This window comes from Mycoplasma procyoni, assembly GCF_017052595.1.
Taxonomy (GTDB): domain Bacteria; phylum Bacillota_I; class Bacilli_A; order Mycoplasmatales; family Metamycoplasmataceae; genus Mesomycoplasma_A; species Mesomycoplasma_A procyoni.
In genome coordinates this window covers 42538-60016 of record NZ_JAFIDB010000007.1, presented here as the reverse complement: position 1 = coordinate 60016, position 17479 = coordinate 42538, and the positions used below count along the sequence as shown (strand labels likewise).

Annotated in this window: 31 protein-coding genes and 1 pseudogene; 31 read left to right on the top strand and 1 reads right to left on the bottom strand. The window is 31.8% G+C overall.

Features of this window, described 5'->3' with window-relative positions; genetic code table 4:
• The first annotated feature begins 281 nt into the window (after positions 1-281).
• The 31 genes and pseudogenes from rpsJ to JV122_RS03205 all read left to right on the top strand — a co-directional run bounded on the left by rpsJ (position 282) and on the right by JV122_RS03205 (position 16581).
• Positions 282-587, top strand: coding sequence for a 30S ribosomal protein S10 (gene rpsJ / locus JV122_RS03355; protein ID WP_205843106.1), 306 nt, complete (start codon positions 282-284; stop codon positions 585-587).
• A 31-nt stretch (positions 588-618) separates the two neighbouring features.
• A pseudogene (rplC, locus tag JV122_RS03350) lies at positions 619-1296 on the top strand (50S ribosomal protein L3); the annotation flags it as partial.
• Positions 1297-1412: 116 nt separating this feature from the next.
• A complete protein-coding gene (gene rplD / locus JV122_RS03345; protein WP_205843104.1) occupies positions 1413-2126 on the top strand; it encodes a 50S ribosomal protein L4 in 714 nt (237 codons plus the stop codon).
• Positions 2126-2545 carry a 50S ribosomal protein L23 gene (gene rplW / locus JV122_RS03340; protein ID WP_205843103.1) on the top strand — a complete coding sequence of 140 codons (420 nt, stop codon included), beginning with the start codon at positions 2126-2128 and terminating at the stop codon, positions 2543-2545. Before rplD ends, rplW begins: the two co-directional genes overlap by 1 nt.
• Positions 2546-2601: 56 nt before the next feature.
• Complete coding sequence (gene rplB, locus JV122_RS03335; protein ID WP_205843102.1) at positions 2602-3447, top strand: 50S ribosomal protein L2; 846 nt, start codon at positions 2602-2604, stop codon at positions 3445-3447.
• Entirely contained in the window at positions 3447-3722 is a 276-nt protein-coding gene (rpsS, locus tag JV122_RS03330; RefSeq protein WP_205843101.1) for a 30S ribosomal protein S19, read from the top strand. Before rplB ends, rpsS begins: the two co-directional genes overlap by 1 nt.
• A complete protein-coding gene (gene rplV, locus JV122_RS03325) occupies positions 3722-4054 on the top strand; it encodes a 50S ribosomal protein L22 (RefSeq protein WP_205843100.1) in 333 nt (110 codons plus the stop codon). The genes rpsS and rplV overlap by 1 nt, the downstream gene beginning before the upstream one ends.
• A gap of 9 nt (positions 4055-4063) precedes the next feature.
• A complete protein-coding gene (rpsC, locus tag JV122_RS03320) occupies positions 4064-4714 on the top strand; it encodes a 30S ribosomal protein S3 (protein WP_205843099.1) in 651 nt (216 codons plus the stop codon).
• Entirely contained in the window at positions 4714-5133 is a 420-nt protein-coding gene (gene rplP, locus JV122_RS03315; RefSeq protein WP_205843098.1) for a 50S ribosomal protein L16, read from the top strand. The genes rpsC and rplP overlap by 1 nt, the downstream gene beginning before the upstream one ends.
• Complete coding sequence (rpmC, locus tag JV122_RS03310; RefSeq protein ID WP_205843097.1) at positions 5133-5339, top strand: 50S ribosomal protein L29; 207 nt, start codon at positions 5133-5135, stop codon at positions 5337-5339. Before rplP ends, rpmC begins: the two co-directional genes overlap by 1 nt.
• Positions 5340-5341: 2 nt before the next feature.
• Positions 5342-5611, top strand: a complete 270-nt coding sequence (gene rpsQ / locus JV122_RS03305) for a 30S ribosomal protein S17 (protein WP_205843096.1) — start codon at positions 5342-5344, stop codon at positions 5609-5611.
• Positions 5611-5979 (top strand): 50S ribosomal protein L14, encoded by a 369-nt coding sequence (gene rplN / locus JV122_RS03300; RefSeq protein WP_205843095.1) that lies wholly within the window; start codon positions 5611-5613, stop codon positions 5977-5979. Before rpsQ ends, rplN begins: the two co-directional genes overlap by 1 nt.
• A gap of 12 nt (positions 5980-5991) precedes the next feature.
• Complete coding sequence (gene rplX / locus JV122_RS03295; RefSeq protein WP_205843094.1) at positions 5992-6312, top strand: 50S ribosomal protein L24; 321 nt, start codon at positions 5992-5994, stop codon at positions 6310-6312.
• Between the two features lie 6 nt (positions 6313-6318).
• Complete coding sequence (gene rplE, locus JV122_RS03290) at positions 6319-6870, top strand: 50S ribosomal protein L5 (RefSeq protein WP_205843108.1); 552 nt, start codon at positions 6319-6321, stop codon at positions 6868-6870.
• Positions 6871-6879: 9 nt separating this feature from the next.
• Positions 6880-7065, top strand: coding sequence for a type Z 30S ribosomal protein S14 (locus JV122_RS03285; RefSeq protein ID WP_205843093.1), 186 nt, complete (start codon positions 6880-6882; stop codon positions 7063-7065).
• A gap of 8 nt (positions 7066-7073) precedes the next feature.
• The gene (rpsH, locus tag JV122_RS03280) at positions 7074-7466 is read left to right on the top strand and encodes a 30S ribosomal protein S8 (RefSeq protein ID WP_444850754.1); all 393 of its coding nucleotides are present in this window, start codon (positions 7074-7076) and stop codon (positions 7464-7466) included.
• Positions 7467-7468: 2 nt separating this feature from the next.
• Complete coding sequence (gene rplF / locus JV122_RS03275) at positions 7469-8008, top strand: 50S ribosomal protein L6 (RefSeq protein WP_205843091.1); 540 nt, start codon at positions 7469-7471, stop codon at positions 8006-8008.
• Positions 8009-8026: 18 nt separating this feature from the next.
• A complete protein-coding gene (gene rplR, locus JV122_RS03270; protein ID WP_205843090.1) occupies positions 8027-8380 on the top strand; it encodes a 50S ribosomal protein L18 in 354 nt (117 codons plus the stop codon).
• A gap of 2 nt (positions 8381-8382) precedes the next feature.
• Positions 8383-9036, top strand: a complete 654-nt coding sequence (rpsE, locus tag JV122_RS03265; protein ID WP_205843089.1) for a 30S ribosomal protein S5 — start codon at positions 8383-8385, stop codon at positions 9034-9036.
• Positions 9037-9090: 54 nt separating this feature from the next.
• Positions 9091-9534: a 50S ribosomal protein L15 gene (gene rplO, locus JV122_RS03260; protein ID WP_205843088.1), complete on the top strand. Its 444-nt coding sequence runs from the start codon at positions 9091-9093 to the stop codon at positions 9532-9534.
• A 21-nt stretch (positions 9535-9555) separates the two neighbouring features.
• Positions 9556-10980: a preprotein translocase subunit SecY gene (secY, locus tag JV122_RS03255; protein ID WP_205843087.1), complete on the top strand. Its 1425-nt coding sequence runs from the start codon at positions 9556-9558 to the stop codon at positions 10978-10980.
• On the top strand, positions 10974-11621 hold the full coding sequence (locus JV122_RS03250; RefSeq protein WP_205843086.1) for an adenylate kinase family protein: 648 nt from the start codon (positions 10974-10976) through the stop codon (positions 11619-11621). The genes secY and JV122_RS03250 overlap by 7 nt, the downstream gene beginning before the upstream one ends.
• Before the next feature lies 1 nt (position 11622).
• Positions 11623-12384, top strand: coding sequence for a type I methionyl aminopeptidase (gene map, locus JV122_RS03245; RefSeq protein WP_205843085.1), 762 nt, complete (start codon positions 11623-11625; stop codon positions 12382-12384).
• A 170-nt stretch (positions 12385-12554) separates the two neighbouring features.
• Complete coding sequence (gene infA / locus JV122_RS03240) at positions 12555-12770, top strand: translation initiation factor IF-1 (RefSeq protein ID WP_205843084.1); 216 nt, start codon at positions 12555-12557, stop codon at positions 12768-12770.
• A 9-nt stretch (positions 12771-12779) separates the two neighbouring features.
• Complete coding sequence (gene rpmJ, locus JV122_RS03235) at positions 12780-12893, top strand: 50S ribosomal protein L36 (protein ID WP_205843083.1); 114 nt, start codon at positions 12780-12782, stop codon at positions 12891-12893.
• Positions 12894-12901: 8 nt separating this feature from the next.
• Positions 12902-13270 (top strand): 30S ribosomal protein S13, encoded by a 369-nt coding sequence (rpsM, locus tag JV122_RS03230; RefSeq protein WP_205843082.1) that lies wholly within the window; start codon positions 12902-12904, stop codon positions 13268-13270.
• A gap of 3 nt (positions 13271-13273) precedes the next feature.
• Entirely contained in the window at positions 13274-13660 is a 387-nt protein-coding gene (gene rpsK, locus JV122_RS03225) for a 30S ribosomal protein S11 (protein WP_205843081.1), read from the top strand.
• Between the two features lie 10 nt (positions 13661-13670).
• Positions 13671-14687 (top strand): DNA-directed RNA polymerase subunit alpha, encoded by a 1017-nt coding sequence (locus JV122_RS03220; protein WP_205843080.1) that lies wholly within the window; start codon positions 13671-13673, stop codon positions 14685-14687.
• A gap of 3 nt (positions 14688-14690) precedes the next feature.
• Positions 14691-15053: a 50S ribosomal protein L17 gene (gene rplQ, locus JV122_RS03215; protein WP_205843079.1), complete on the top strand. Its 363-nt coding sequence runs from the start codon at positions 14691-14693 to the stop codon at positions 15051-15053.
• Positions 15054-15158: 105 nt separating this feature from the next.
• The gene (locus JV122_RS03210) at positions 15159-15665 is read left to right on the top strand and encodes an NfeD family protein (protein ID WP_205843078.1); all 507 of its coding nucleotides are present in this window, start codon (positions 15159-15161) and stop codon (positions 15663-15665) included.
• 1 nt (position 15666) lies between these two features.
• Positions 15667-16581 carry an SPFH domain-containing protein gene (locus tag JV122_RS03205; RefSeq protein WP_205843077.1) on the top strand — a complete coding sequence of 305 codons (915 nt, stop codon included), beginning with the start codon at positions 15667-15669 and terminating at the stop codon, positions 16579-16581.
• Positions 16582-16603: 22 nt separating this feature from the next.
• Here the strand turns inward: JV122_RS03205 and whiA are convergent, their stop codons facing one another.
• Positions 16604-17464 carry a DNA-binding protein WhiA gene (whiA, locus tag JV122_RS03200; protein ID WP_205843076.1) on the bottom strand — a complete coding sequence of 287 codons (861 nt, stop codon included), beginning with the start codon at positions 17462-17464 and terminating at the stop codon, positions 16604-16606.
• Positions 17465-17479 lie beyond the last annotated feature (15 nt).

Here is a 17479-nt window from a genome sequence, read left to right as displayed (position 1 = left end):
GACCAATACTAATAAATTGATTGATTTAATAGCTAAAGTATTTTAGGTATTTAATTTAAAACGCACAACATTTGCTATTCAGTTTTGAAAGAATTATTCTCGCTCCAAGCGAGTTTTTTTATGCCTTTTTATTTCGAAAAAATGAAGGTTTATTATATAATTTAAAAGTAATTTAGACTATGAAACATAAGGTTGCGATACTCCAACATTAGTTGTTTATTGGAATAACGGTTTTTATGTGGAGTCTAGTTCAATAATGAACAGAAAGGAACAACATCGAAATGAACAAATTAAAAATCAAAGTTAAAGCTTTTGATCACTCAGTTGTTGATGCAGCTTCTTTAAAAATAGTTTCACTATTAAAAGAAAACAAAGCTGATTTTAGTGGACCAGTTCCATTACCAACAAAAAGAGAAGTGTTCACAATTTTAAGATCAGTTCACGTTAACAAAACATCTCGTGAACAATTCGAATCAAGAACACACAAAAGATTAATCGTTATTAATAAAGTTGATAACTCATTAGTTGACAAAATCAAAAGACTTGATTTACCTACTGGTGCTCAAGTTTCAATCGAAACAAAATAAAAAATTATTAAAAATTTAGAAAGAGGAAAAAATGAAAGGAATCTTAGGAAGAAAAGTTGGGATGACTCAAATTTACTCAGATACAGGAATGTCAATCCCTGTAACTGTTATTGAAGTTAAACCAAATGTTGTAACACAAGTGTTTTCAAAAGAACACGATGGATACGATGCTCTTCAATTAGGGTTAGAAGACAAAAAAGCTTCTAGACAAACAAAACCTGAACAAGGTCACTTTAAAAAAGCAAATACAACACCTAAGCGCTTCGTAAAGGAAATTAGAGGAATGCAAGGATTTGAATTAGGTCAAAATGTTGATTCTTCAATTTTCTCAGTAGGTGAGTTAGTTGATGTTACAGGTACATCAAAAGGTAAAGGATTTGCCGGAACAATTAAAAGACACAACCAAGCTATTGGTCCTAAATCTCACGGGGGTGGGGGAGGTTCTCAACCTATCAGACAAACAGGATCACTAGGGGATATCTCAGGTAACAAAGTTGTTAAAGGTATGACAATGCCAGGACAATTAGGTTATGTAAAAAGAACAGTTCAAAATCTAGAAATTGTTAAAATCGATTTAGAAAACAACATTCTTTTAGTTAAAGGTTCAATCCCTGGACCAAACAAATCATTTGTTGTAGTTAAATCAGCAGTTAAACAATTACCAGCTAAAGAAGCTGTTGTACTTGTTGATTTAAAAGAAGCTCTAGAAAAAAACCACTTATTTGAGTTAGCTAAAAAATACAACGTTGAATTACACATGGAAATGAGTTTAGCAGAAATGAAAAAATTAATTTCTGAAGCTGAAGAAAAAGAAGGAGATAAATAATGGCTGAAGCAAAAAAAGCAACAGAGAAAAAAGCAGTTGTTAAAAAATCAACTACTTCATCTAAAGCTACAAAAGATTCAAAAGTAGCAGTTAAAACTTCAAAAACAGCTAAAACTCCTGCACACAAAAATTCAATTAGCTTACCTAAAAATGTTTTTGGATTAGAAACATTTAACTCACAAGTAGTATTTGACACAATTATCGCTGAAAGAGCTTCATTAAGACAAGGAACTCACAAGGTAAAAAACAGAGCTGAAGTTAGCGGAACAGGTAAAAAACCTTGAAGACAAAAAGGAACTGGTAGAGCTAGAGCTGGTTCAATGAGATCTCCAATTTGAGTTGGTGGGGGTAGAGCATTTGGTCCTACAAATGAAAGAAACTACAACTTAAAAGTTAACAAAAAAGTTAGAATGCTTGCATTAGTTTCTGCACTATCTCAATTAGCAAAAAATAATCAAGTTATTGTTTCTGAAATTTCTGTTTCAGAATACTCAACAAAACAAGTTGTTAAACAATTAAGTGATTTAAATGTTAATAATTTAAGAAACGTTTTAATCGTAACAAAAGACGAAAAAGTTTATGCATCTGCAAGAAACTTAAAAAACGTTTCATTATCAAAAGTTGAATCACTTTCAATTGAATCATTAATTAAAGCAGACGTACTGGTTATTAGTGAACAAGACGTTAAATACTTAGAAGGGTTGGTAAAATAATGAACATAAACGAAATTATTAAACACCCTATTTTAACTGAAAAAAGTTATTCAAAAATGCAAGACGGAGTTTACGTTTTTGCAGTTGACAGAAGAACAAACAGATCAGAAGTTAAAAAAGCAGTAGAATTCATTTTCGATGTTAAAGTTGAAAAAGTAAACATTTTCAACGTACCAAAAAGACCTACAAAATTAGGTAGATTTGAAGGATATACAAACTGATACAAAAAAGCTATTGTTACACTTGTAAAAGGACAAGCTATTAATGTATTATCCGAAGATGCAAATATTTCTGAAGAACCAGTAGTGGAAGAAGTTAAAAAAGAAACTAAAAAATCTAAAAAAGCTGAAGTTTCAGAAGTAGAGAAAAAAGTAGCAGAAAAAATTGCTAAAAAATCAGCTAAAAAAGCAGAAAAATAATTAATTAATATATTACTTTAAAGAAATCCAATATTTTAAAGTTGAAAGGAAAAGAGATGGCAATTAAACATTATAAACCAACCTCTAACGGTCGTCGTGGTATGTCAACTCTTGATTACAATAAAAACCTTTCAGGTCACGCTCCTGAAAAAAGTTTATTAACTATCTTACAAAAAAATGCAGGTAGAAATAATCAAGGAAAGATTACTACTCGTCACAAGGGTGGAAGAAATAAAAGAAAATACCGTATTATCGATTTCAAAAGAAATAAAGATAATATCCCAGCAATTGTAAAATCAATCGAATACGATCCAAACAGATCAGCAAACATTTCTTTATTAGCATATGCAGATGGAGAAAAACGTTACATTTTAGCACCTAAAGGAATTAAAGTTGGACAAAGTGTTGTTTCAGGAGAAAACGTTGATATCTTAGTAGGTAACTCATTACCACTATACAACATTCCTGAAGGAACAATCGTTCACAATGTTGAAATGCAACCAGGAGGAGGAGGAATTATCGCTCGTTCAGCTGGTTCATCAGCACAACTATTAGGTAAAGATGATGACGGAAAATACGTTGTTCTAAGATTACAATCTGGTGAAACAAGAAGAATTTTAGCAAGATGTAGAGCTACAATTGGTGTTGTAGGAAACGAAGAACACTCATTAGTAAATATCGGTAAAGCCGGAAGAAACAGACACTTAGGTATTAGACCTACAGTTCGTGGTTCTGTAATGAACCCAGTAGATCACCCACATGGAGGGGGAGAAGGTAAACAACCTATCGGTAGAAAATCTCCATTAACTCCTTGAGGTAAAAAAGCTCTTGGTGTTAAAACAAGAAATAATAAAAAATCTTCAACTAAGTTAATTTTAAGAAGAAGAAAGGAAAGTAAATAATGGCTAGATCATTGAAAAAAGGTCCATTCGCTGATGCATCTTTACTAAAAAAAGTTGAATTAATGAATGAACAAAAAAATAAAAAACCAATCAAAACCTGATCTAGAAGATCAACAATCTTTCCTCAATTCGTAGGATTGACTTTCCAAGTTCACAATGGAAAAGTATTTAATGATGTTTTTGTTACAGATGACATGGTAGGACACAAATTAGGAGAATTCTCTCCAACAAGAACTTACACAGGACATGGTGCAGATAAAGGGAAGAAAAAATAATGGAAGCAAAAGCACACGTAAAAATGCAAAGAGTATCAGCACAAAAAGCTCGTTTAGTTGCTGATTTATTCCGTAATAAAAATACACAAGACGCACTAGCTATTCTGTACAACACAAACAAAAAAGCATCAAAATTATTCTTAAAATTACTAAACTCAGCCATTGCTAACGCTATTAACAACCACGGAATGGACGGAGATAAACTATATGTAAGCGATGTTCAAGTAAATGAAGGTCCTACATACAAAAGATTTCAACCTAGATCAAAAGGTACAGCATATCAAATTCTAAAAAGAACTTCACATTTATCAATTACACTAAAAGAAAGATAGGAGACTGCAATGGGACAAAAGGTTAATCCAAATGGATTTAGATTTGGTGTTACTAAAAAACACAACGTTAACTGATTTGCTGACAAAGCAAACTTTGCAAACTACTTATTAGAAGATGTGAAAATTAGAGAATATGTTGAAAAATTCGTAAGAGAATACCGTATTGGAAAAGTTGAAATTAGAAGAGATCAAGCAAACAGAACTACATTAGTTCTTCACACAGCAAAACCTGGAGTTGTTCTAGGACAAGGTGGAGAAAACGTTAAAAAACTTACAACAGATATTCAAAAATTTGTAAGAAACAAAAACCTTAACTTAAACATTGAAGTTGTTGAGTTAGAAAAACCAGAACTAAATGCTCGTTTAGTAGCTGAAGAAATTGCTATTAAACTAGAAAACAGGGGTTCATTCAGAGTTGCACAAAAATTTGCAATCAAAATGGCACTTAAAAATGGTGCAAAAGGAATTAAAACACAAGTTTCAGGTAGACTAAACGGAGTTGAAATGGCTCGTGCTGAAGGTTATACAGAAGGTGAAATGAAACTTCACACTCTAAGACAAGATGTTGATTATGCACAAGCAACAGCTCACACTACATATGGAGCTTTAGGAGTTAAAGTTTGAATTTCTTTAGGAGAGGTTAAAGAGGGTGAGAAATAATGTTACAACCTAAAAGAACCAAATACAGAAGAAATTTTAGAATTTCTCACGATAAAAGAACAGCTCAAAAAGGAGACAAAATCTCTTATGGAGAGTTCGGGCTACAAGCAACAACATCTGCTTGAGTTACAGCAAGACAAATAGAATCTGCAAGGATTGCTATCACAAGAAGAATGGGACGTGAAGGACAAGTTATCATCAGAATTTTCCCTCATTTATCTCTAACTTCTAAACCTATTGGTGTTCGTATGGGATCTGGTAAAGGATCACCTGAAAAATGAGTAGCAGTAGTTAAAGTTAATACAATGATGTTTGAAGTATCCGGAGTTAAAGAAGAAATCGCTAAAGATGCTCTAAGACTTGGAGGACACAAACTTCCAGTTAAATGAAGAATTGTACAAAAAGAGGGAGATAAATAATGGAATTTAAAGATTTAAAAAATAAATCTCTTTCTGAATTAAACAAAATGGTTGAAGAAGCCAAAGCTGAACTATTTTTACTGAGATTTAAAAACTCAACTGGACAACAAGACAAAACACACAAAATTTCAGAAATTAGAAGACAAATCGCAAGACTTTTAACAGCAATTAAACAACAAGAAAATTCAGAAAAAGGTGGAAAATAATTATGGAAAGAAAAAATACAAGAAAGACTTTAACAGGAACTGTAGTTTCAGCTAAAAACTCAAAAACAGTTACTGTTGCAGTTGACACATATGTAAAACACCCACTATACGGAAAGAGATTCAAAGTTACTAAAAAATTTGCAACACACGATGAAAAAGAAATTGCTTCAGAAGGTGACATTGTTAGAATTGCAGAAACAAGACCTCTTTCAAAAACAAAAAGATTTAGACTTGTTGAAATTCGTGAAAAAGCTAAAGAAGGAGCTAAATAATGGTTCAAGAACTTTCTAGATTAGTTGTTGCTGATAACTCAGGAGCAAAAGAAGTTGGGTTAATTAGAAACCTAGGTGGATCAGTTAAAAAATCTTCTAACATTGGTGATGTTATTGTTTGTTCAGTTAAAAAAGCACTTCCAAACGGAATCGTTAAAGAAGGGCAAGTAGTTAAAGCTGTTATTGTACGTTCAACATACGGAATTAAAAGAAAAAATGGATCACACATCAAATTTGACGATAACGCTGTAGTTATTATTAAAGAAGACGGAACTCCAAGAGGAACTCGTGTTTTTGGACCAATCGCTCGTGAAATTAGGGATAAAGGATACTCTAAAATTGTTTCTCTAGCACCTGAGGTATTATAGAAAGGAATAAATATGAAATTAAGAAAAAATGATGAAGTAATAGTTATTTCCGGTTCTGACAAAGGTAAAGTTGGACAAATTTTAGAAGTATTACCTAAAACACAACAAGTAAAAGTAAAAGACGTTAACAAGGTTACAAAACACTTTAAACCTTCTCAACAAAAACCAGAAGGTGGAATTGAAACATTTGAAGCACCAATTCATGTTTCGAAAGTTGCTTTATTAATTAAAAAAGCATCAAAAGACAAACCAGCACAAACATCAAAAATTGGATACAAATTTGATGGAAACAAAAAAGTACGTTATGCTAAAAAAACAGGAAAGGCTATCTAATAGGTGTTAAATATGACTTTAAAAGAAAAATACAATAAAGAAATTAAAAAATCTTTAAAAGAACAATTTAAATATTCTTCAGATATGCAAATTCCAAAGATTGAAAAAATTGTTTTAAACATGACTGCTGGTAGAGAAGTAACTAACTCAAAAGCTATTGAGGAAGTTATGAACGAATTAGCTCAAATTTCAGGGCAAAAACCATACCAAACTGTTGCTAAAAAATCTTTAGCTTCATGAAAATTACGTGAAGGTATGCCAATGGGTGGAAAAGTAACATTAAGAAGAGACAAAATGTGAGACTTCTTAACAAAACTAATCAATGTTGCTATCCCAAGAATTAGAGACTTTAGAGGAGTTAACCCTAAAGCATTTGATGGTAGAGGAAATTACTCACTAGGAATTAAAGAAGAAATTATTTTCCCAGAAATTAGTTTCGATAAAATTAGAAAAATTAAGGGATTAGATGTAATCATTGTTACAACAGCACAAACAAACGAAGAAGCAAAATTTTTATTAGAAAAACTAGGAATGCCTTTTGGTAAGGCTGAAAAATAGAGGAAAATAATGGCAAAAAAATCTTTAAAAGTAAAAGCAAAAAAACACCCAAAATTTAAAGTAAGAGCATATACAAGATGTGAAATTTGTGGTCGTCCACATGCTGTTTTAAGAAAATTTAAAATTTGTCGTATTTGCTTCAGAGAACTAGCACACGAAGGAAAAATTCCAGGTATTAAGAAAGCGAGTTGATAATTATGGCTATAATTACAGATCCAATTGCGGATATGATTGTTAGAATCAAAAACGCATATATGAGAAAACACAAAAGTGTAGAAATCCCACATTCTAATAAAAAATCAAAAATCCTAGAAATCATCAAAAGAGAAGGATACATCTCTTCATTTGAAACAACAGGTGAAGGAGTTTCTAAAAAATTAGTTGTAGAACTAAAATACAAAGGAAACACAAGTGCAATAACAGGAATTAAAAGAGTATCAAAACCTGGACTAAAAGTTTACTCAGCTGCTGCTGATTTACCACAAGTTCTTTCAGGTTATGGAACTGTTATTGTTTCAACATCAAAAGGAATCTTAACTGACAAAGAAGCTAGAAAGGAAAATGTAGGTGGTGAAATCATCGCTTACATCTGATAATTATGTCTAGAGTTGGTAAGAGAGTATTAACTATTCCTGCTGGAACAGAAGTTTTAGTAGAATCAACAAAAGTTACTGTTAAAGGTAAATTAGGTCAGTTATCAAGAGAATTTTCTCCATTAATCGCTGTTAAAGTTCAAGACGGTGTCGTTACAACTGAAAGAGCAAATGAAGAAAAACACACAAAACAATTACATGGAACAACAAACTCTTTAATCGCAGGTATGATTAAAGGGGTTTCAGAAGGATTTACAAAAGAAATCGAAATCAAAGGGGTTGGATACAAAGCAACTCTTAAACAAAATCAAATTGAAATTCTTGCAGGATACTCACACCCAGTTTTAGTGGATGTTCCAGCAGATTTAAAAGTTGAAGTTCCAAAACCTGTTAACATCGTAATTACAGGAATTGACAAACAAAAAGTTGGTCAATTAGCTGCTGTAATTAGAGAAGTTAGAAAACCAAACCCATACTCAGGTAAAGGGATTATGTATAAAAACGAAGTGATTAGACGTAAAGAAGGGAAAAAAGCTTCTAAATAATAGAAGTAAGGTATTAAGATGGCTCAATTATCAAGAAATCAAGCAAGACTTAAAAAACACAATAGAATTAAAGTTAAACTTGCAGCTGGTACAGCACAAAAACCTCGTTTATCAGTATTTAAATCACTTACAAACTTTTATGCACAACTAATCGATGATTCAACAGGAAGAACATTAGCTTCTGTATCTACTTTAAAAAACAAAGAATACAGTGGTAACATTGCGGCTGCAGAAAAATTAGGTAGCCTAATGGGAAAAGAAATTAATAAACTAAAAATCGAATCAATCGTATTCGATCGTTCAGGATACATCTACCACGGTAGAGTAAAAGCATTTGCTGAAGCAGTAAGAAAAGAAGGAGTTAAGTTTTAATAATGGAAAATCAAGAAATTAAAAAAGACCACAAAAAAGCAGCTCCTACACAAACTGTAACAGCTGACAAAAAAGCTGAAGCAAAACCAAGACCAGAGAGAAAAAATTCTTCAGAAAGAAGAGCTCCTCGTCAAAAATTTGCTAAAAAACAAAGAGACTTTAGTGCTGAAAAACAATTCGAAGAAAAAGTTATCGACATCGCTAGAGTTACAACTGTTGTTAAGGGTGGAAGAAGATTCTCATTCTCAGCATATGTTGTAGTAGGAAACAAAAAAGGAAAAGTTGGATTTGGACACGGAAAAGCAAACGAAGTTCAAGATGCTATCAAAAAAGCTGTTAAAGATGCACAAAACAACTTAATCTATGTTCCTATCGTTGATGAAGCACAAACAGTTCCACACGAAGTAAAACAAAAATTCCTAGCTTCTAGAGTTATGTTAAAACCTGCACCAAAAGGGAAAGGGATCATTGCATCAGGAACAGTTCGTGCTGTTGTTGAATTAGCAGGATACCAAAACATTTACACAAAAACTTACGGATCAAGAACTAAAGCAAACATCGTTAGAGCAACAATGGATGCACTACAAAACCTAAGAACAGTAGAAAAAATTGCTGAACTAAGAGACATCAAAGTAGAAGATCTTTTAAACAAATAATAAATAATTATTAGGCCAAAATAATTATTCAAAAAATTAATTAAAGGAGAAAATATGTCATTTAAATTACACACATTAGTATCAGCTGAAGGTTCAAGAAAAGAAAAACACCGTAAAGGACGTGGACATGCTGCTGGTAAAGGGAAACAAGCTGGTAGAGGACAATCAGGACAAACAAAACGTGGAACAGTAAGACCTGGATTTGAAGGGGGACAAAACCCACTATTCAGACGTCTACCAAAAATCGGATTCAACAACATTAATAAAGTTGAATACCAAACAATTTCATTAGCAAGACTTGAAGAAGTTTACAAAGCAAATGAAACAGTTACATTAGAAAGTTTATTTGAAAAAAGATTAGTTAGAAGAAAAACAATGCCAGTTAAACTTTTAGCTAATGGTACTTTGACAAAAAAACTTACAATCCAAGTTAATGCTGCTTCAGTTTCTGCCAAAGAAGCAGTAGAAAAAGCTGGAGGAAAACTAGAATTAGTTTAATTTAATTCTGGTGATTTAATTATGTTTAAGTTATTAAAGCAAGCTTTTAAAACAATTTCATTCGGAATATCAAAAGCTTATTTGACTATTAAACATAAAATCCAAACCTTTTCAAGAGAAAAGGTATTAACAAAGAAAATATTATATACATTACTATTGTTAATCATTTTTGTAGTTTGCAGTACAATTACTATACCTTATGTTAAATTAAATCCAAACGCAAGTATAGAATCAAACTCATTTTTATCAATTATTAACATAGTAGGTGGTGGAGGACTAACAAGTTTTTCAATCGTCGCTTTAGGAATTGGACCATTTATTAATGCGTCTTTAATTATGATGATTGCACAAACAAAATTATTCCCTCCTATCCATCGTTTAAGTCAATCAGGACCGCTAGGTAGAAGGAAAATAAATATAATTACTAGATTACTGACTCTTGTGATCGGAATTATTCAAGCAATTGTATTAATGCGTACATTGTTTGATAATGATCAACAAGTTTCTTATGTGTATCTAGAAAATAACTCTAATGTTATTAAATTCTTTATTTTACCATGTATACTAATAAGCGGTTCTTTGTTTTCTTTATTTTTAGGAGAGCAAATTACAGAAAAAGGAGTGGGAAACGGTACATCACTGATCATCTTTACAGGGATTGCTGTTAACCTTCCTTCAAAATTCAGAGGTGCTTATGAATACTTTATTGGTGGTTCAGAAGCAAATGCAATATTGACTAATTTAATATTTTTTGGTAGTTATGTCATTGGATTTTTAATTTTAATATTCATCATTGGCTATGTTTATTTAGCAGAAAGAAAAATTCCGATCCAACAAACTGGAGCAGGAATGTCCAAAAGTACAAAAGATATTTCTTATTTACCAATCAAGGTTAATCCAGCAGGGGTTATGCCAATCATTTTCTCTTTAATCGTTTTATCACTTCCAACACTAATTGTTGGTCTATTAGACCCTTACACATCTTCAACAAGACACTTTGTAGAAAGAAGTTTAAGACTAACAGATCCAATTGGATTTAGTTTATTTGTTGTTATCACCTTCCTGTTTTCAATCGGAATGGGACTGCAACAATCAAGAGTTGATAAAATTTCAGAAGACTTTGGTAAAAACTCAACCTTCATCCCTGGAATTAGACCTGGAGAACAAACAGAAGACTATTTAATTTCTGTAGTTCTAAGGTTATCAATCTTTTCAGCATTCTATTTAGTTGCTCTTGGTTCAATGGAACCAATTATGCAAATGTTTGGAATGCCACGGAACATTACTTTTGGTGGAACATCTGCAATTATTTTAGTAACAACTGCACTAGAAACAATTAGTCAAATCAAAGCAAGAAGACAAACAGAAAAAATTGCTCAAAAAAGAAAAAAAATTGCAAGATCAATTGAAAAAAACAACAATACAAGTGGAGATTTATTATGATAAAAAATTTAATTTTTCTAGGAGCTCCTGGAGTTGGTAAAGGGACAATTTCCTCTTTATTAGCTCAAAAAACTAACAGAGCTCACCTTTCAACAGGAGAAGTTTTCAGAGCTGCAATCAGATCTGAAACCAAATTAGGTTTAGAACTAAAATCATTAGTTGAAAACGGTTTATATGTCCCAGATGACATCACTAACCAAATTGTTGAACAAAGAATTAATTTTTTCGATGAAGCTTGTCAAAATTTTATTTTAGATGGTTATCCAAGAACAATCAATCAAGCTAATTTTTTAAAAAGCCTACCAACATCAAACATTTCTAAAGTGATTTTATTAGAAGCACCTAAAGAAATAATAGTACAAAGACTTTCTAAAAGAAGATACTGCCCAACTTGTTCATCAACATACCACTTAGACTTCAAGCCTTCTAAAAAAGGCGATCTTTGTGAAAATGATGATACAGCTCTTTTACAAAGAAAAGACGACCAAGAAGAGGCAATTATCAAACGTTTAGAAGTTTATGAAAAAGAAACAAGCGTGCTAATTGATTATTATAAACAACAAGATCTTTTAGTAAGCTTTGATGCTGTTGCTAGTCCTGAAGAAATTACAAACGCAATCATTGAACAACTAAAATTAAAATAAAATGCAAAAATACAAGATTATTAAAAGCGATCAAGAAATAGCTCTAATCAGAGAATCTGCAAGAATTCTTGCTCAAGTCAGACAAAAAGTAAAACAAGCAATCAAACCAGGTGTTTCTTTATTAGAACTTGATGCAATTGCTTACAAAGAAACTCTTAGATTAGGCGCAAAACCAGCTTTTCTAGGCTATTCAGGCTTCCAACACACAATCTGTGCTTCAGTTAATGAGCAACTAATCCACGGAATTCCTTCACAAAGAATCCTGCAAGATGGTGATTTATTATCAATCGACATGGGAGTTGATTACAAAGGATACAAAAGCGATTCTGCTTTTAGTATTTCTGTAGGTCAAGAAACTGCCGAAAACAAAAAGCTGATTCAAGCAGCAGAAGATGCTTTTTATGCAGCAATCAACGCCATCAAACCAGGAGCAACAACTAAAGATCTTTCCAAAGCCATCTACTCAGTCATCAAAAGAAACGGCTTCTTTGCAACCACAGACTTTAGCGGCCATGGAATCGGAAAAAACTTACACGAAGACCCTAACATCTTTAATTACCCAATTGAATCAAAAGGATTTGTACTCAAAAACAACATGGTTATTTGCATTGAACCAATGGTTACTCAAAAATCATCTAAAGTCAAAGTTCTTAAAGATGGCTGAACAGTTGTTGCAGTTTCGGGGCTAAAAAGTTCTCATTATGAACACACAGTTTTAATAAAAGACGGAAAAGCTGAAATTTTAAGTGCTGATTTAGATTAAAAATTGAAAAAAATAGTATAATTTAAAATATTATTAATGCCTGGCCAAAGATTCGGTCGAAATAAGTCCAGGTGTTTCTTTAAAGGGTTATCAATTACCTTTAAAGAGACAATTTAGAAATTACTAAATTGATTTGCACACAATTAAGACAACGAAAACGAGGTATATTAGTGGCAAAAGACGCAATTAAGTTGTCTGGAAAAGTAGTACAGGCACACAATGCAACTGAATTTGATGTGCTTTTAGAAAATAATTTAACAATAAAAGCTCATGTTTCAGGAAAAATGAAGTTACACCACATTAAAATTATTCCTGGCGATACTGTGGATGTAGAAATTAGCCCTTATGACTTACAAAAAGGGCGTATTGTATATCGTCACAAATAAAGGAGACTTATGAAAGTTAGAGCATCAGTTAAAAAAATGTGTAAAGACTGTAAAATAATCAAACGTAATGGTATTAACAGAGTTATCTGTATTCTACCTAAACACAAGCAAAGACAAGGATAGGAGAAATTATGGCTAGAATTTTAAACATAGAAATTCCAAATAATAAAAGAGTTGTTATCTCTTTAACTTACATCCATGGAATCGGAAAATCAAGAGCACAAGAAATCTTAGCAAAAGCAAACATTAGCGAAGATATCCGTGTAAAAGATCTTTCAGAAGACCAATTAAGTAAAATCAGAGATATCGCTTCAGAATACACAACAGAAGGTGACTTACGTCGTGAAGTTGCTATGAACATCAAGAGATTGATGGAAATCAAATGCTACAGAGGAATTAGACACAGAAAAGGATTACCAGTTCGTGGTCAAGTTACTCAGAAAAATGCCCGTACAAGAAAAGGGCCAAGAAAAACAGTTGCTGGAAAGAAAGGTAAATAAGAGATGGCTAGAAAAATTAAAAGAAAAAACATCACTAGCGGAATCGCTCATATTCACTCAACACACCAAAACACAATCGTTACTTTCTCAGACCTACAAGGTAATGTAATTGCATGATCATCATCAGGAGCAATTGGTTACAAAGGTACAAAGAAAAAAACTCCTTATGCAGCAGGTTTAGCAGCAGCGGCTGCTTCAGAATCAGCTAAAGAACACGGAATTAAAGAAGTAAAGGTTGAAATTAAAGGTTTAGGACCAGGTAAAGATACAGCGAGAAAGCAAATTGAAGCATCAGGAATTACAGTTACAGAAATTAAAGATGTAACACCTATTCCTCACAACGGAACAAGACCTCCAAGAAAAGTTATCAAAAGAGAAACAAAAAGATAGGAGGTAAGTTATGAAAAAGATGCCAAAACTAACTTACAGAGAGGATAAAGAAAGAAGAATCTCTGAAAATTCAACAACATTTGTTTTAGAACCACTAGAAAGAGGAATGGCTAATACTCTTGGTCAAGCACTAAGAAGAACAATTCTTTCATCAGTTCCTTCATTAGCTCCTTTTGCAGTTAAAATCGAAGGAGCAGAACACGAGTTCCAAGCTCTTGAAAATGTTGAAGAAGATGTTGTAGCAATTTTAAACAACTTAAAACAAGTTAAATTTGAGTACAAAGAAGAATTATTTTCAAATGACACACCTATCAAAGTTTCTTTCAACGGAGATTCAGAAGATAAAGTAATTAGAGCAAAAGATATTATTGTTTCTGCAGGAACAACAAAAGTTTCTAACCCAGAACAATACATTGCTACTGTTTCAAAACCAGGAGCTCTAAAATTTGAGCTATTTTTAAAAGCAGGTAGAGGATTTGTTTCTTTTGAAGACAACAAAAAAGTTATTTTAGAATGCGCTCCAGAGCTTGATTCTAAAATCAAAAACGGACAATTCCTTGCAATCGATTCTGATTTTTCACCAGTTTTAAGTGTTCACCACAGTGTTGAAGAACTTAACTCTGCTTCTCAAATTGTTGAAGAAAAATTAGAATTCAGCGTTGAAACAGACGGAACAATTACTCCAGAAAATGCTATTAAAGAAGCATCAAATATTCTAATGGCTCTTTTATCAACAGTTTCAAACACAGACCCTTTATCATTCAACGCAGTTGATTACTTTGAAGAAGAAATTGTTAGAGAAGAACAACCAAAAGAAAGACAAATTGATTTAAGTGAATTAGAATTAAGTGTTAGATCAGCAAACGCACTTAGACGTGCAGGTTTCAAAACAGTTGCTGACATTGAAAAAATCGATGAAGAAGAATTATTCAATGTTAAAAACCTTGGTAAAAAATCTGTACAAGAAATCATTGAAAAACTTAAAGAAAGAAAAGAAAGAAAAGAAGAAAAAAAGGAAGGAGAATAGAAAATGGCAAATCCAACACAATTATTTAGACGTAATTCAACATGAAGAAAACACGTTTTACGTTCATTAGCAACAGATGTTATTGTTTATGGAAGAATAACAACAACAGAGGCGAGAGCTAAAGAAGTTAGAAGACATGTTGAAAAACTAATTACAAAAGCTAAAAATAATACATTAAACGATCGTCGTTTAGCTGCTGCCTTTTTAAGAGATGTAGTTTCTAAAGATGGAAAATCATCACTTTCTGTTCTATTTGACGTTGTAGGTCCAAAATACAAAGACCGTAACGGAGGATACACAAGAATTATTAAGCTGCCTGCAAGACAAGGTGACAACTCTAAAATGGCTATTTTAGAATTAGTTTAATAACTTTTAGACTTATATTAATAAATAATTACAAAACACACTAAAAAATTAACATTTATTTGTTAATTTTTTTGTTTATCTTTATAATTATATAAAGGAGGAAAAATGAACTGGTTACAAACAATAGATCCTTATTTTATAACCAAAATTATTTTGATAGTTTTTTGATCAATCTTAATTTTAGCTTTTGTTTTAGCAGAAGTTTTAAGTAATGGAATTTGATTTGGTTTAACAGCAGTTGCAATGGTGCCATCAGCAATAATTGCAATTGCATCACCTTCAAATCCAATCTCGATCTCGATGCAATTTGTTGTGTTTGTAGTTCTGTGGTTTGCTTTATACTTCGGGACATACAAATTCTTCAAAAACAAATTTTCTAAAAAAATCAAAGGTACAGAAAGGCTTCAAGATCTAACTCACTCTGAACCTGAAATCCTCTTAGAAGATAGTTTTGAATATGCTCAAAACACAAATAATTTTGGAAGAATTAAAATTTATGGAAAATATTACAGAACACTTTCAGCTCCTGGACAAGGCAAAATTGATAAAGGAAGCGTTGTAAAAGTGGTTTATATTAAAGGCAATATTTTATATATAGAAAGGGTAAAATAAAATGGCAGGAATAATTATTGGAAGCATTGTCGCAGTCATCGTTTTAATCTTATTAATAATAGCCGGAATCAAAGGATTTAAGGTTATTCAACAATCAGAGTTTGCAATTGTAGAAAGACTTGGAAAATACAATAAAACATTAACAAACGGAGTTAACTTCTTAGTTCCTTTTGTTGACAAAATTGTTAAAAAAGAAAACTTCAAAGAAAAAGTTTTAGACTTTCCAGAACAAGATGTAATTACAAAAGATAACGCAGGTCTAAAAGTTGATACAGTTGTTTATTTAGCAATCACAGACCCAAAACTCTTTGTTTATGGTGCTGAAGATTCTATGAAAGCAATCGAAAACTTATCAGCAACAACACTAAGAAACTTACTTGGAGAACTTGAACTTGATGAAACTTTAACATCTCGTGACACAATCAACTCAAAACTAACACTAATCCTTGATGAAGCATCTGATTCTTGAGGAATTAAAGTACACAGAGTTGAAATCAAAAACATCATCCCTCCAAAAGACATCCAAACAGCAATGGAAAAACAAATGCGTGCAGAAAGAGAAAAAAGAGCAAGCATTTTAGAAGCAGAGGGAACAAAAGCAGCTTCTATTTTAATTGCAGAAGGAGAAAAAACAAAAGCAATCCTTCAAGCTGAAGCTGACAAAGAAGCAGCAATTCTAAGAGCACAAGCTAAAAGAGAATCAGAAATTCTAAAAGCAGAAGGAGAGAAAAAGGCAATCGAGTTACTAAACGAAGCTCACCTTTCTCAAGAAATCCTTACATTCAAATCAATCGAACAATTAGGTGTTGTAGCTAACGGTCAAGCAACAAAAATCATCATCCCACCTAATTTACAAAATGTTGCTAAAACAATGAGTGTTGCTTCAGAATTTTTCAAAGAAGAAAAAAACAAATAAAGAAATAACCAGCATTTGCTGGTTATTTTTGTTCTTTCTGTGCTTCCTTTTTTTCTTTAACAAACTTGTTTAATTTGATTAATCAGTGGTTAAATCCGCTTTTTGTTTTCTGTATTCTGTGTTTTTGAAGCATGATTTCACAAAGTTGTTGCAGGTTGGCATCTGCATTTAAAATCCGCTCTTTAAAAAACACAAGCTCTTCAAACTTAAAATATTCTTCATAGTTATTTTGCACAACAAAATCATAATTCTCTTTGTCTTTTTGCACCGCCTTTACAAGTCTGTGCTGATTATGAACATCAAGGTTTACAAGTCTATTAGCGTTGTTTTTCATATCTCTTGTGGCTTTTGTATCAAAAAATAAATTGAAGGCATTTGTAGCCTTTATTGCTGCTAAAAAATCGAAAATTTTTTCACTCTTTTTATTATAAATAATGTATTTATTAACTCTTTTGTATCAAGAAAACTCAAAATCATACTGATCTAATTTTTCTTGCAACAACTTACCTACTTCTTCATAAAAGAAACTAATTTGTAAATTATAAGATGAAGAATAAAAATCAGAAATTGAACCCCCGCCAACAAAACATCCAGCAAAGAAAAATTGCGGTTCATTTATTTTTAAAACAGGCTTAAAATCCTTTTTTAAAATAACAATTCAGTTTTTGTTTTTAGTAGTTCTAAAATATTTAATATTAAACTTTTCTAGTTTTTCTTTAATTAAAAAAGAAACATCAGCTTTATTAATTTTGATAATAATTTCAGATTTTGAATTTAAATACTCTGTGTTAGTCAGAATTAAACCATTTAAAAAAGCAACAAAGTGTTTTTGCTTCATTTTTTGATTTAAAACTTCTAATTTTATATCATGACTAAAAGACATTATTTATAATAACCT